The following is a 14016-nucleotide window of genomic DNA, read 5'->3' as shown; positions in this document are numbered from 1 at the left end:
GAGTGAATATTATGATTCAAAATTATCAGGGCGCCGTATTTTAACGACTTCTACGAATATCTGCCTGCTTCATGCATCCTTTTCTTCAAATCTGGCGGATGAACAGCGTATAATCCCGCTCCTTTTGTCTATTTTTTCTTCGGAAGCATTATGAGCGCAATTTCCCTGATCCAGCCGGATCGTGACCTCTTCTCCTGGCCCCAGTACTGGGCGGCCTGCTTTGGACCGGCGCCGTTCCTGCCGATGTCCCGGGAAGAGATGGACCAACTGGGCTGGGATAGCTGCGACATCATTCTGGTCACGGGCGATGCCTACGTTGACCACCCGAGCTTTGGTATGGCGATTTGTGGTCGTATGCTCGAAGCGCAGGGCTTCCGCGTGGGGATCATCTCCCAGCCTGACTGGAACAGCAAAGACGACTTTATGCGTCTGGGTAAACCGAACCTGTTCTTCGGCGTGACCGCAGGCAACATGGACTCGATGATCAACCGCTACACCGCCGACCGTAAGCTGCGCCATGACGACGCCTACACGCCGGATAACGTGGCGGGAAAACGCCCGGACCGCGCCACCCTGGTCTATACCCAGCGCTGTAAAGAAGCCTGGAAAGACGTCCCGGTGATCCTTGGCGGCATCGAGGCGAGCCTGCGCCGCACCGCGCACTACGACTACTGGTCGGATACCGTTCGCCGCTCGGTGCTGGTGGATTCCAAAGCCGACATGCTGATTTACGGTAACGGCGAGCGTCCGCTGGTGGAAGTGGCGCACCGTCTGTCGCAGGGTGAACCGGTGAGCAGCATCCGCGACGTGCGCAATACCGCGCTCATGGTGAAAGAGGCGCTGCCGGGCTGGAGCGGGGTGGATTCCCGCATCATTGATATGCCGGGCAAAATCGACCCGATCCCGCACCCGTACGGCGAAGATCTGCCGTGTGCCGATAACAAGCCGGTTGAGCCGAAAAAAGCGGAAGCGAAGGCTATCGTTGTGCAGCCGCCGCGCCCGAAACCGTGGGAAAAGACCTATGTGCTGCTGCCGTCCTATGAGAAGGTGAAAGCCGACAAGGTGCTCTACGCGCACGCGTCCCGTATTCTGCACCATGAAACCAACCCGGGCTGCGCCCGCGCGTTGATGCAGAAGCACGGCGAGCGCTTTATCTGGATCAACCCGCCGGCGATCCCGCTCTCCACCGAAGAGATGGACAGCGTCTTTGCGCTGCCGTACAAGCGTGTGCCGCACCCGGCGTACGGCAACGCCCGTATCCCGGCGTATGAGATGATCCGCTTCTCGATCAACATCATGCGTGGCTGCTTCGGCGGCTGTTCCTTCTGCTCCATTACCGAACACGAAGGCCGTATTATCCAGAGCCGCTCTGAAGATTCGATCATCAATGAGATCGAAGCCATTCGCGACTCGGTGCCGGGCTTTACCGGCGTGATCTCCGATCTTGGTGGCCCAACCGCAAACATGTACATGCTGCGCTGCAAGTCGCCGCGCGCGGAGCAAACCTGTCGTCGCCTCTCCTGCGTCTATCCGAGCATTTGCGAGCACATGGACACCAACCACGAGCCGACGATCAACCTCTACCGCCGCGCGCGCGACCTGAAAGGCATCAAGAAGATCCTGATCGCCTCCGGGGTACGTTACGACATCGCCGTGGAAGATCCTCGCTACATCAAAGAGCTGGCGACGCACCACGTCGGCGGCTATCTGAAGATTGCCCCGGAGCATACCGAAGAAGGCCCGCTGTCGAAAATGATGAAGCCGGGCATGGGCAGCTACGATCGCTTTAAAGAGCTGTTCGACACCTATTCGAAGCAGGCGGGTAAAGAGCAGTATCTGATCCCGTACTTCATCTCCGCCCACCCGGGCACGCGCGATGAGGACATGGTCAACCTGGCGCTGTGGCTGAAGCAGCGTCGCTTCCGTCTGGACCAGGTGCAGAACTTCTATCCGTCACCGCTCGCCAACTCGACGACCATGTATTACACCGGCAAGAACCCGCTGAGTAAGATTGGCTACAAGAGTGAAGAAGTGGTGGTGCCGAAAGGGGATAAACAGCGTCGTCTGCATAAAGCGCTGCTGCGTTACCACGATCCGAAAAACTGGCCGCTGATCCGTCAGGCGCTGGAAGAGATGGGTAAAAAACACCTGATCGGCTCGCGACGTGACTGCCTGGTACCGGCCCCGACGCTGGATGAGATGCGCGAAGCGCGTCGCCAGAACCGCAATACGCGCCCGGCGCTGACCAAGCACACGCCGATTGTGCATCAGGGTTCGAACGGTAATTCGAGTGTGAAGAAGCCCGTGAAGCGCAAAGCGTAAATAAAAAACCCCGGCAAGCCGGGGTTTTTATGTCGACACGTAGGCCGGGTAAGGCGAAGCCGCCACCCGGCTTTTTTCTGCGATTAACCGCCAAACTGATCCGGATCCGGGCCTAAACGTTTACCTTTATCCAGCTTCGCAATCTCACCCAGCTCATCTTTATCCAGCCGGAAATCCCAGACGTCGAAGTTCTCGGCGATGCGCGACGGCGTGACCGATTTCGGGATCACCACCAGTCCATTATCCAGATGCCAGCGAATGACGATTTGCGCCGGGCTTTTGCCGTATTTATCCGCCAGCTCACGGATAATTTTCTGATCGAATACCCCTTCGCCGCCCTGCGCCAGCGGGCTCCAGGATTCGGTCTGGATCTTATGCGTGGCATTCCAGGCATGAAGCTGGCGCTGTTGCAGCAGCGGGTGCAGCTCAATCTGGTTGATGACAGGCGCAACGCCGGTTTCATCAATCAGACGCTGCAGGTGATGCACCTGGAAGTTACAGACGCCGATGCTTTTCACCAGCCCCTCTTTTTGCAGGTCAATCATCCCTTTCCAGGCATCAACATAGTGATCGATAGCCGGAACCGGCCAGTGCATCAGCCAGAGATCGACGAAATCGAGCTGGAGCTTTTCCAGGCTCTCCTGCAGGGCTTCGCGAGGGCGCTTTTGATCGTCGTTCCACAGTTTAGTCGTGATAAATAACTCATCGCGGGGGACGCCAGCGCTGGCCAATGCGGTCCCCACGCCGTCCTCGTTTTTGTACGCGGCGGCGGTATCAATCGACCGATAGCCGACTTCCAGGGCTTTATGAATGGCGGAGACGACCTCGTCGTTACCGGCTTTCCATACACCTAGCCCCAACTGGGGCATCACGTTGCCGTCCTGCAGCTTGATTACGGTTTGGTTTGCCATTTTTCCTCCTTCAGGTGCGCATCGTCGGAGGGGGACTCCGACGATGGGGTGTGCATTAAGTCTGGACGAAATGTCAAAAAACGAAAGTCGGGAGGGCAAAAACGCTTAGCGCGCCGCTTCGTAAATGCGACGGCTGACGTCCAGCGTAATGTCGCCGTGTTCGCCCAGCTGGGTCATACCGTGCTCTTCAAGTTTTGCCAGCAGGGCAGGGATGGAACTGCCGTCCAGACCGTAGCCAGACAGACGCGTTGGGACGCCCAGGCCTTCAAAGAAGCTGCGGGTCGCTTCGATGGCGGCATCAATACGCGCATCGTCAGAACCCTCGGTGATGTTCCACACGCGCTCGGCGTACTGCAGCAGCTTGGCACGCTTGGTGTCGCGTTTTTCATTCCACAGGGCAGGCAGAACGACCGCCAGCGTCTGGGCGTGATCCAGACCGTGCATCGCCGTCAGCTCGTGGCCCAGCATGTGGGTCGCCCAGTCCTGCGGCACGCCAGCGCCGATCAGGCCGTTCAGCGCCTGGGTTGCCGCCCACATCACGTTGGCACGCACGTCGTAGTTTTCCGGTTCTTTCAGCGCTTTCGGGCCGTCTTCGACGAGCGTCAGCAGAATGCCTTCCGCGAAGCGATCCTGGATTTTGGCATCGACCGGATACGTGACGTACTGCTCAACGGTATGCACAAAGGCATCGACCACGCCGTTCGCCACCTGACGCGCAGGCAGGGTGTAGGTATACACCGGGTCCAGAATGGCAAACACAGGCTGAACGTGTTCGTTCATGAAGGCCTGTTTGTCACCGGTGGTTTTACGGGAGATCACCGCGCCCTTGTTGGATTCAGAACCGGTCGCTGGCAGGGTCAGCACGGAGCCCATCGGGATGGCGCTTTTAATGTCGCTGCCGCGGGTTTCCAGAATGTGCCACGGATCGATGCCGTCAGCGTAGTGCGCTGCCGCCGCGATGAACTTGGTGCCGTCCAGCACGGAGCCGCCGCCGACGGCCAGCAGGAAGGTGATGTTGTCTTCGCGGGCGATTTTCACCGCGTTCATCAGCGTTTCGTAGGACGGGTTTGGCTCAATGCCGCCGAACTCACGCACGTCCAGACCGTCCAGGGCGCTGTAAACCTGATCCAGCACGCCGGTTTTTTTCACGCTGCCGCCACCGTAGGTGATCAGCACGCGGGCGTCAGCGGGGATTTGCGCGCGCAGGTCGGCGATGGCGTCTTTACCAAACAGAATGCGGGTTGGGGTGTGAAGATTAAAGTTGTTCATTGCTCGTTCCCTTTAGTGGGTGAAAAACCGTGGTGGCGCAGAGGGCTACCTGATGCTGCACATTGTGGCCGCCCGGGGCTATCCTCTCAATGCACATTCCTGCCGATGTCTTGCCCATTTCTACAGAGCGCTGGAGAAAGCGCGAAAAACGACGCACACTGTCAGCGTCGGAAACCGTACCCGGAGTAACGTAATATGAACCGTGAAGCGATCTGCCATCAGCTCACTGCACAGATTAAGAGATTGATAGATAATGATAATCATGCCAGCGATCTGCTGCCGGACATTCGCCTGCTCTACGGCACACAGCCCGGGACGCGCACGCCGGTGATGTACCAGCCGGGCATCGTTTTTCTCTTCTCGGGCCATAAAATTGGCTATATCAACGAGCGCGTGTTCCGCTACGACACCAATGAATACCTGCTTCTGACAGTACCTTTACCCTTCGAATGTGAAACCTTCGCGACAGAGGCGGTTCCACTGGCCGGTATTCGCGTCAACGTCGATATTCTTCAGTTGCAGGAGCTGCTGATGGAGATTGGTGAAGACGAGTTTTTCCAGCCTTCAATGGCGGCAAGCGGGATTAACTCAGCGACGCTGTCGGAGGAGATCCTCTGCGCCATCGAACGTCTGCTGGACGTGATGGAAAGGCCGCTGGACGCGCGTATTCTCGGCAAGCAGATTATCCGTGAAATTATTTACCATGTGCTGCTGGGGCCGGGAGGCGGTGCGTTACTGGCGCTGGTGAGCCGACAGACCCACTTCAGCCTGATCAGCCGCGTGCTCAAGCGTATCGAAAGCCAGTACACGGAAAACCTCAGTGTCGACCAGCTGGCGGCGGAAGCGAACATGAGCGTCTCGGCGTTTCACCATAACTTCAAATCGGTGACCAGCACCTCGCCGCTGCAGTACCTCAAAACCTACCGGCTGCACAAGGCGCGGATGCTGATGATCCACGACGGCATGAAGGCCAGCGCGGCGGCAATGCGCGTCGGCTATGAAAGCGCGTCGCAGTTCAGTCGGGAGTTTAAGCGCTATTTCGGCGTCACGCCGGGAGAGGATGCGTCACGTATAAGAACCATGCAGGGCGCCTGAGGGGAAACGTAGGCCGGGTAAGCGTTAGCGCCACCCGGCTTTGTTAAATTATGCGCTGCAGTACTTCTTCTTAATCACCACCGCAATCGTCCCTACCAGTCCTGCCACCAGCAGGAACATCGGCAGCACCATCAGGAAGGTCATCACCTGGTCTTCATGCTGTTTCACAAACGGGATCATATTCAGCGCGTAGCCGAGTGTGGTGACTACACCAACCCACAGCAGGGCGCTCAGCCAGTTGAAGAACTGGAAACGGCGGTTCGACAGGCCGGAAATGCCCGCCATGGTGGGCAGAAGCGTGCGAACAAATGCCAGGAAACGCCCGGCGAGCAGCGCCAGCAGGCCATGCCGGTCAAACATGCAGGTCGCGCGCTGATGATATTTATGCGGCAACTGCGCCAGCCAGCCTTTTACGACGCGCGTATTCCCAAGCCAGCGGCCCTGTAAATAGCTCAGCCAGCAGCCCAGGCTGGCGGCTGACGTGAGGATCACCATCGTCGGCGTGAAGTCCATCACTCCCTTGCCGATTAACGCGCCTGCGAGCAGAAGCAGGCTGTCACCGGGGAGAAACGAGGCGGGCAGTAATCCATTTTCCAGAAACAGCGTCGCGAACATCACGAAGTAAACAATCCCCACGACGTGCGGATCCGCCAGCGCGGCAAAATCGTGTTGCCAGAGCGCCGCAATAATATCTTGAATAACAGCCATGGACTTTCCTGTGGAACAGCAGATATAACGCTATTGTACTCCCGAATTGGCCCGCTGGGGTTGATCGCGGACGCAACTCATGCAGACTTTTCTGCTTGCAGTGTTCACAAAAACGTCCAGGAGTACATTTTCAGCCTGCACTCTACACGATACGTTCAAACCCTGCTGACAAATCCGCAATTAAATCGTCCACATTTTCTAAACCAATATGCAATCGAATCAGCGTGCCGCTGAAGTCCACTTCGCCGCCGGGGCGCAGGGCCGCAATCTGTTCCGGCTGGTTAGGCAGGATCAGGGATTCAAAGCCGCCCCAGGAATAGGCCATGCTGAAGAGGGTAAAATTATCCAGATAGCTTGCCAGCTCGTCGTTGTTCAGCCGCTTTTTCAGCACGAAGGAGAACAGGCCGCTGCTGCCCGTAAAGTCACGTTGCCAGAATTCGTGACCTTTACTGCCCGGCAGCGCAGGGTGATTCACGCGCTCCACCTGCGGATGCTGCGCCAGCCACTCGGCAACTCTCAGGCTGCTTTCATGGTGCTGACGCAGACGAACCCCCAGCGTGCGGATGCCCCGGCTGGTCATGTAGGCCGTGTCTGCGTCCACCATTTGCCCCATCAGATAGGCGTTTTCACGCAGCTGATCCCAGCAGCGCGCGTTGGAGACCGCCGTGCCAATCATGCCGTCCGAGTGCCCAATCAGGTATTTTGTCGCCGCCTGAATCGAAATATCAATATCGAATTCCAGCGCCTTAAACAGCACGCCTGCCGCCCAGGTGTTGTCGATCATGATAATCGTATCCGGCGCTTTGCTGCGCACGGCCTTCACGATGGCAGGCACGTCGTGCACTTCCATGGTGATTGAGCCGGGAGATTCCAGGAACACAATGCGCGTGTTTGGCTGAATAAGTTCGGCAATGCCTTCCCCGATCAGCGGGTCAAACCAGCCGGTGGTCACGCCGAGCTTACTGAGGATTTTGGTGCAGAAATCCTGGCTTGGCTCGTAGGCGGTGTTGGTCATCAGGATATGATCGCCCTGTTCCACAAACGCCAGAATGGTGTTGGCAACCGCCGCCGCGCCGCAGGGGAACAGTGCACAGCCCACGCCGCCTTCCAGCTCGCACATGGCTTCCTGTAGAGAAAAATGGGTTAGCGTGCCGCGACGACCATAAAACAGGCCGCCTTTCGCGCGGTTGCGCGTGGCGATTTTTTTCTCCTCAACCGTATCAAACACCAGCGAGGAAGCGCGTTGAATCACGCTGTTTACCGATCCCTGGGTGTATTTCTTGCTGCGTCCTGCCTGCACCAGCGTGGTATCAAGATGCTTCTTTGTCATGTTCGCTAACCCTGTTTTTTATACGTCTGGACGTCCAGACTACCACGATTGTAAAAATGTGCACCCGGATGCTTATCGAATAAGCAGAAAATATTATGAAAAATACGCATAAGAAATTTTTACTGCGTAAGCGCAAGGAATGTGAGCGAAAATTACGGCACTATGTAAATACTAATGAGAACTACTATCAATTCGACGACGTTTTGATATTATTACGCTCAGATTTTGTGATTTGCGTCCTGGAGATACAGAGTGGGTAATAATTTGATGCAGACGGATCTCTCCGTTTGGGGCATGTATCAACATGCTGACATCGTGGTTAAGATTGTGATGATCGGCCTGATTCTGGCGTCCGTTGTCACCTGGGCTATTTTCTTCAGCAAGAGCGCCGAGCTGCTTTCTCAGAAGCGCCGCCTTAAGCGCGAACAGCAGCAGCTGGCCGAAGCCCGCTCTCTGGATCAGGCTTCTGATATGACCTCATCCTTCCATGCGAAAAGCCTGACCAGCATGTTAGTTAATGAAGCACAGAACGAGCTGGAACTCTCCGCAGGCAGTGAAGATAACGAAGGCATTAAAGAACGTACCGGCTTCCGTCTGGAACGCCGCGTAGCCGCCGTCGGTCGTCATATGGGCCGCGGTAATGGTTATCTGGCGACCATCGGGGCGATTTCTCCTTTCGTCGGCCTGTTCGGTACCGTCTGGGGCATCATGAACAGCTTCATCGGCATCGCGCAGACTCAAACGACTAACCTGGCGGTGGTTGCACCAGGCATCGCAGAAGCGCTGCTGGCAACGGCCATTGGTCTGGTTGCCGCGATCCCTGCGGTCGTAATCTATAACATCTTCGCGCGTATGATTGGCAGCTACAAAGCCACGCTCGGTGACGTTGCTGCACAGGTTCTGCTGCTGCAAAGCCGTGACCTGGACCTCAACGCCAGCTCCGTTAAACCGGTGCATGCGGCCTCTAAACTGCGCGTAGGTTGATCGTATGGCAATGCGTCTAAACGAAAATCTGGACGATAACGGTGAAATGCATGAGATCAACGTGACGCCGTTTATCGACGTCATGCTGGTTCTGCTGATTATCTTTATGGTGGCTGCACCCCTGGCGACGGTCGACGTGAAGGTGAATCTCCCGGCCTCGTCCAGCCAGCCGCAGCCGCGCCCGGAAAAGCCTATCTATCTGTCGGTGAAAGCGGATAAATCCATGTTCCTGGGTAACGACCCGGTAACGGATGCGTCAGTCATTCCGGCGCTGGATCAGCTTACCGGCGGCAAGAAAGATACCACCGTCTTCTTCCGTGCAGATAAGACCGTCGATTATGAAACCATGATGAAGGTGATGGACACGCTGCATCAGGCGGGGTACCTGAAGATTGGTCTGGTCGGCGAAGAAAAAGCGACCGCGAAATAAAACGAAGAGCTGACGAAAGTCAGCTTTTTTTTGCAAAACGCCAAGCCTGTCGTTTACTTCTGCAAGGGGTCGGCGTGCACGTCTTCGTCAAGCGCGACGTGGGTGACGTTTGAGGTGTGATAATCCCCCTCAGACAGCTTACGGGTCAGGCGCAGCGTCGCGGTCTCTCTCGCCAGCAGATACTGATAATTGGCCTCCAGACGTCCCAGAAGCTTCTCTTTCAGCTCCGGGCGCTGCTCGATGATGGCATTCATCACGGCACCGTAGATCTCTTCTTTCACCTGTAACGGGTATATTTCGCGGCGGTTCTGCCATTTCAGGCGCACGAGCGCGGCCGGGATCGATACCAGATCCTGGGTAATACGCGTCATCTCTTCATTTTTACTCTTTTTTAATGCTTCGAGATTTTGCTTTAAGATAAATTCATCGCTTTTTTTATCATCTAAAGTCAAATAGACATTATTATCATTAACTGGTTTCACGTTAATCTTCCCCGAAGTCATAAAAAATTGGGGCATTTTTTTCTCGAGTAATTAAATTAAGCCAAATTTCATTACCCATTTCGTTTATTTCTTTGGTCTTTTCAGCCATTATTTGACTGAGCTGCTGGGCATCTATTTCACCTTCGGCTTGCAGGTCATTCAGCAGGTGCGCTAAGGCTTCAATTTTCACAGCGCGAAATAAACGGTCTTTAATATGGCGGTCGTGCTCCTCCAATACCATATTACGGGATTTGCCCGTTCGGGAAACACCAATTAATATGTCAGACTCGAAATCGGAGAGCTTTCTTTTTCCCTGAGTAAAATTAGCCTCTTTTTCTTCTTTCGTCGGTTGCTGTTCCACAGGCGCAATGTGGTACTTAGCCGGGACGAGACTGTCGGGCAGCATTTTTTAATTTCCTTTAATTTCAACAGGGTGGGGTTGGTAAAGGCGTGAGATTCGTTGACAATAACATGAGGCAATTTTAAAATCAAAAAAAATGGAGCCTACCCATGAACAGCATTTTCTTTACGGTCATCACATTACTATTACTGACCGCTGGTGTGCTTTTATTGATGCAAGAGTTCAATAAAACGAAAGTGACGAAAGACGCCAGTGAACCGCCGCAACCTGAGTTGATGACAAAAGAGGAAGGAGAAGATCATTTCTCTGTATTGATGAACTCGGTGACACCGGTTTGGTACTGGCGGGTGAACCATGAATATATCGACTTTTTGCACGCGACAATTAAGCGGATGAAAATGTCAGAAATTAATGACACGCCGGGGTTGTTTGAAGCGCAGCGTCGCTGCAGCGACCTGAATTCCGCTGTCTATAAATATTATGACAATATCAAAAAGCGCTGTCTTAATGGCGAGAAAGTCTCGTATTCCGACTTAGACGTATTAAACCTGCGTCAGTGTTTTCGCGAGTTCAGTCTCGAAGCCTACCCGGAGCTGGTGGTATTGGTCTGGCCGGAGTACGCGCGGCCGGAGGTTAACCCGGAAGAGGTGTAGGCGTGGTGTTGGTTAGTTGTTGCAAACAGTAAGCGTCGTTGAGATATACTGCCCGCTGGTTTCGATTGCAGACAGGACTCTATGGAACGCTTTTTTGAAAACGCAATGTACGCCTCTCGCTGGCTACTGGCACCCGTCTATTTTGGCCTTTCCCTGGCACTGGTCGCGCTGAGCATAAAGTTCTTCCAGGAAATTTTTCACGTCTTGCCAGACATCTTCTCCATCGCCGAAGCGGACCTGATTCTGGTGCTGCTGTCGCTGGTAGATATGACGCTGGTGGGCGGACTGCTGGTGATGGTGATGTTCTCTGGCTATGAGAACTTCGTTTCCCAGCTTGATATTGCCGAGCACAAAGAGAAGCTCAACTGGCTGGGCAAAATGGATGCCTCGTCGCTGAAGAATAAAGTGGCCGCGTCGATTGTGGCGATCTCCTCTATTCATCTGTTACGCGTGTTTATGGACGCGAAGAACGTCCCGGATAACAAACTGATGTGGTATGTGATTATCCACCTGACGTTTGTGCTGTCTGCGTTTGTGATGGGGTATCTGGATAAGATCAGTAAGAAATAATTTCCCCCTCACCCTAACCCTCTCCCTGTGGGAGAGGGCATCAGACCGCACTATTTATCCGACGACGCCTGCCACAGATTCAACTCCCCATCCGCCACATGCTGGTCAATCCGCTTGAGTTCGTCCTCCGTAAAGCGCAGGTTTTCCAGCGCCTGAACGTTCTCCTCCAGCTGTTCCGGACGGCTCGCACCTATCAGCACCGACGTCACGCGTTCATCTTTGAGCAGCCAGCTCAACGCCATCTGCGCCATGGTTTGCCCACGCGCATGCGCCATTTCATTCAGCAGGCGCAGGCTGTTCAGGTTGGCTTCGGTCAGCATTTTTTCCGTCAGGCCGCGCACCTTTTTGCCTTCGCGCTGCATGCGTGAACCTTCAGGAATTCCGTTCAGGTATTTCCCGGTCAGCAGACCCTGCGCCAGTGGGGTGAAGGCGATACAGCCCGTCCCGTTTTCTTCAAGCGCATCCAGCAAACCGGTCTTGTCGACCCAGCGGTTAAGCAAGTTGTAAGACGGCTGGTGGATCAGCAGCGGGATTTTCCACTCGCGCAGCAGCTCGGCCATTTTCTGCGTGCGCTCGGTTGAGTAGGAGGAGATGCCCACATACAGCGCTTTGCCGCTCTGTACGGCGTGCGCCAGCGCTGAGGCCGTCTCTTCCATTGGCGTGTTTTCATCCACGCGGTGGGAATAGAAAATATCCACATACTCCACGCCCATACGCTTCAGGCTTTGGTCGAGACTGGCGAGCAGATATTTACGTGAACCGCCGGAACCATACGGCCCCGGCCACATGTCGTAGCCCGCTTTGGTGGAGATAATCAGCTCGTCGCGATACGCGGCAAAATCTTCGCGCAGGATGCGGCCAAAATTCTCCTCGGCGCTGCCCGCCGGTGGCCCGTAGTTATTAGCGAGATCAAAATGGGTGATGCCGAGGTCGAAAGCTTTATGCAACAGCGCCCGCTGGGCATCCAGCGGCTGGACGTGACCGAAGCTATGCCACAGTCCCAGTGACAGCGCGGGCAGACGCAGGCCACTTTTCCCGCAGTAGCGGTACTGCATATTCTCATAGCGGCCGGTGTAAGGGTGCCAGGACATGATGTCTCCTTTCTTATCGATGAATTTTCGAAACAGCGTTTTCATTCTGAACTTATCACATCACCCATTACATCACTAAGCGTGGGCATAATGGTTAACGGCAGCTGTGTGACCTGTGAAGCCACACTAATTAAAAATAATCACAAAAGGTTATAATTTCCGCGCTCCCTGCCGATAACGAGAGTAGTACTCGCCTCTGGGCGAGCTCACCCTCTCGGCAAGGAAGATTTATGAATATGCTCCGTAATTTCACGATCCGCTTCGTCATGCTGACGATTCTTGGGATCTTTTGTTTAATGTGGGCGGGGGTTGGGCTATACAGCACCTGGTCACTGTCTCGCGTTTCTGATGGTAACGAAGTGGATCGGCAGCTGGTCAAACAGATGACGATACTCAGTCAGGGTAACGATCAGTATTTCCGATTCGTCACCCGTTTGAGCCGCGCAATGGACGTCAAAGCCGCAGGCGGCACGCCGGACCTGGCCTCTGCCCAACAGGCGCTGGATAACATGAGTAAGAAGCTGACCGAAATGAAGGCCATCTCCCCCGGTCCCATGGACGAACAGGTTTCTGCTCAGGTCATTAGCAGCTGGCAGGCGCTGCTCGATCAGGGCGTAACCCCGCAGATGCAGCAGGCTAAGCAGTCGCTGGACGGCTATCGTCAGCAGGCCAACAACGTCACGCCACCGCTGAGCCGCGCTTTTGGTGCCGCGGCGGAGAACTTTAACAACGCCGCCGCGAAGTCGCTCGACAGCACCCGCGTGGTGGTGGACGGCCTGACCAGCATGACCCGCACGGTGATTATCGTCGCCACGATTATTGGCCTGCTGATCCTGCTTTTCACCGACCGTTACCTGGTGGCGATGCTGGTGAAACCGTTGGCTCGTATTCGCCAGCAGTTCCGCCAGATTGCCCAGGGCGATCTCAGCCAGCCGATAGAGCCGTTTGGCCGCAACTGCGTGGGACAGCTGGTTCCCTTACTGAGCGCCATGCAGGACAGCCTGCGTGAAGCGGTCAGCACCATCCGCTCCGGCAGCGAAAATATCTGGCGCGGCGCGACGGAGATCTCCAGCGGGAACAACGATCTTTCGTCCCGTACGGAAGAGCAGGCCGCCGCGCTGGAAGAGACCGCCGCGAGTATGGAGCAGCTTACGGCGACGGTAAAACTGAACGCCGAAAGCGCACGTCAGGCCAGCGAGCTGGCGGACGTGGCTTCGACGACCGCCAGCCGTGGCGGTTCGCTGGTAGAAGACGTGGTCACCACCATGAGCGGTATTTCTGACAGTTCGAAGAAGATCGCGGAAATTACCACCGTGATTAACAGCATTGCGTTCCAGACCAATATTCTGGCGCTCAACGCAGCGGTTGAGGCAGCGCGCGCAGGGGAACAGGGGCGTGGCTTCGCCGTGGTTGCGGGTGAAGTGCGTAATCTGGCCAGCCGCAGCGCCAATGCCGCAAAAGAGATTGAAGGGCTGATCGCGGACTCCGTTTCCCGCGTCGAGCAGGGCGCGCAGCTGGTGAACGACACCGGCACGACGATGGAAGCGATTCTGCGCGACGTGACCGAGGTGACGACCATCATGAAGCAAATTGCGTCTGCCTCAGAAGAGCAAAGCAAGGGCATTTCTCAGGTGGGCATCGCTATCACCCAGATGGATGGCGTCACCCAACAGAACGCCTCGCTGGTGGAGCAGGTCTCTGCCGCTGCCGCAGCCCTGGAGCGCCAGACTGAAGAGCTTCAGCGCTCGGTGCAAAAATTCCGCCTCACCGCATAACCTTATCGGGTCGGGTCGCCTGTCGCGGCCTGACC

At 55.6% G+C, this 14016-nt stretch carries 14 protein-coding genes; 7 read left to right on the top strand and 7 right to left on the bottom strand.

What is annotated here, in order from left to right; genetic code table 11:
• The first annotated feature begins 150 nt into the window (after window positions 1–150).
• The gene (locus tag HV355_RS07670) at window positions 151–2322 is read left to right on the top strand and encodes a YgiQ family radical SAM protein (protein ID WP_182401518.1); all 2172 of its coding nucleotides are present in this window, start codon (window positions 151–153) and stop codon (window positions 2320–2322) included.
• A gap of 83 nt (window positions 2323–2405) precedes the next feature.
• On the opposite strand, the gene dkgA is transcribed toward HV355_RS07670, so the two are convergent.
• Both dkgA and yqhD read right to left on the bottom strand, forming a co-directional pair.
• Window positions 2406–3233 (bottom strand): 2,5-didehydrogluconate reductase DkgA, encoded by an 828-nt coding sequence (gene dkgA, locus HV355_RS07665; protein ID WP_010435600.1) that lies wholly within the window; start codon window positions 3231–3233, stop codon window positions 2406–2408.
• A 105-nt stretch (window positions 3234–3338) separates the two neighbouring features.
• Window positions 3339–4502: an alcohol dehydrogenase gene (yqhD, locus tag HV355_RS07660; protein WP_089599579.1), complete on the bottom strand. Its 1164-nt coding sequence runs from the start codon at window positions 4500–4502 to the stop codon at window positions 3339–3341.
• A 195-nt stretch (window positions 4503–4697) separates the two neighbouring features.
• Here yqhD and HV355_RS07655 point away from each other — a divergent pair, with 195 nt between their 5' ends.
• Window positions 4698–5597, top strand: a complete 900-nt coding sequence (locus HV355_RS07655; RefSeq protein WP_108416238.1) for an AraC family transcriptional regulator — start codon at window positions 4698–4700, stop codon at window positions 5595–5597.
• A 48-nt stretch (window positions 5598–5645) separates the two neighbouring features.
• Here the strand turns inward: HV355_RS07655 and yghB are convergent, their stop codons facing one another.
• Entirely contained in the window at window positions 5646–6305 is a 660-nt protein-coding gene (gene yghB / locus HV355_RS07650; protein ID WP_089599576.1) for a DedA family general envelope maintenance protein YghB, read from the bottom strand.
• 142 nt (window positions 6306–6447) lie between these two features.
• The gene (metC, locus tag HV355_RS07645; protein ID WP_108416239.1) at window positions 6448–7635 is read right to left on the bottom strand and encodes a cystathionine beta-lyase; all 1188 of its coding nucleotides are present in this window, start codon (window positions 7633–7635) and stop codon (window positions 6448–6450) included.
• A gap of 252 nt (window positions 7636–7887) precedes the next feature.
• On the opposite strand from metC, the gene exbB reads away from it, so the two are divergent.
• Complete coding sequence (gene exbB, locus HV355_RS07640; protein WP_100166417.1) at window positions 7888–8619, top strand: tol-pal system-associated acyl-CoA thioesterase; 732 nt, start codon at window positions 7888–7890, stop codon at window positions 8617–8619.
• A gap of 4 nt (window positions 8620–8623) precedes the next feature.
• Complete coding sequence (gene exbD / locus HV355_RS07635; protein ID WP_047062705.1) at window positions 8624–9049, top strand: TonB system transport protein ExbD; 426 nt, start codon at window positions 8624–8626, stop codon at window positions 9047–9049.
• Between the two features lie 53 nt (window positions 9050–9102).
• Here the strand turns inward: exbD and HV355_RS07630 are convergent, their stop codons facing one another.
• Window positions 9103–9552, bottom strand: coding sequence for a cytoplasmic protein (locus tag HV355_RS07630; protein ID WP_182401788.1), 450 nt, complete (start codon window positions 9550–9552; stop codon window positions 9103–9105).
• Window positions 9533–9937 carry a hypothetical protein gene (locus tag HV355_RS07625; RefSeq protein WP_010435585.1) on the bottom strand — a complete coding sequence of 135 codons (405 nt, stop codon included), beginning with the start codon at window positions 9935–9937 and terminating at the stop codon, window positions 9533–9535. Before HV355_RS07625 ends, HV355_RS07630 begins: the two co-directional genes overlap by 20 nt.
• Before the next feature lie 104 nt (window positions 9938–10041).
• Between HV355_RS07625 and HV355_RS07620 the strand changes: the two genes are divergently transcribed.
• Both HV355_RS07620 and HV355_RS07615 read left to right on the top strand, forming a co-directional pair.
• Window positions 10042–10545, top strand: a complete 504-nt coding sequence (locus HV355_RS07620; protein WP_182401516.1) for an RNA helicase — start codon at window positions 10042–10044, stop codon at window positions 10543–10545.
• An 81-nt stretch (window positions 10546–10626) separates the two neighbouring features.
• Window positions 10627–11115: a TIGR00645 family protein gene (locus HV355_RS07615; RefSeq protein ID WP_010435582.1), complete on the top strand. Its 489-nt coding sequence runs from the start codon at window positions 10627–10629 to the stop codon at window positions 11113–11115.
• A gap of 50 nt (window positions 11116–11165) precedes the next feature.
• Here the strand turns inward: HV355_RS07615 and HV355_RS07610 are convergent, their stop codons facing one another.
• Window positions 11166–12206 (bottom strand): aldo/keto reductase, encoded by a 1041-nt coding sequence (locus HV355_RS07610; RefSeq protein WP_182401514.1) that lies wholly within the window; start codon window positions 12204–12206, stop codon window positions 11166–11168.
• Between the two features lie 230 nt (window positions 12207–12436).
• Here HV355_RS07610 and HV355_RS07605 point away from each other — a divergent pair, with 230 nt between their 5' ends.
• Window positions 12437–13981: a methyl-accepting chemotaxis protein gene (locus HV355_RS07605; RefSeq protein ID WP_182401512.1), complete on the top strand. Its 1545-nt coding sequence runs from the start codon at window positions 12437–12439 to the stop codon at window positions 13979–13981.
• Window positions 13982–14016 lie beyond the last annotated feature (35 nt).

The organism is Enterobacter sp. RHBSTW-01064 (assembly GCF_014103035.1).
GTDB lineage: Bacteria > Pseudomonadota > Gammaproteobacteria > Enterobacterales > Enterobacteriaceae > Enterobacter > Enterobacter mori.
Note: the sequence above shows the minus strand (reverse complement) of the source record. Positions and strands in the feature narration are given on the sequence as shown.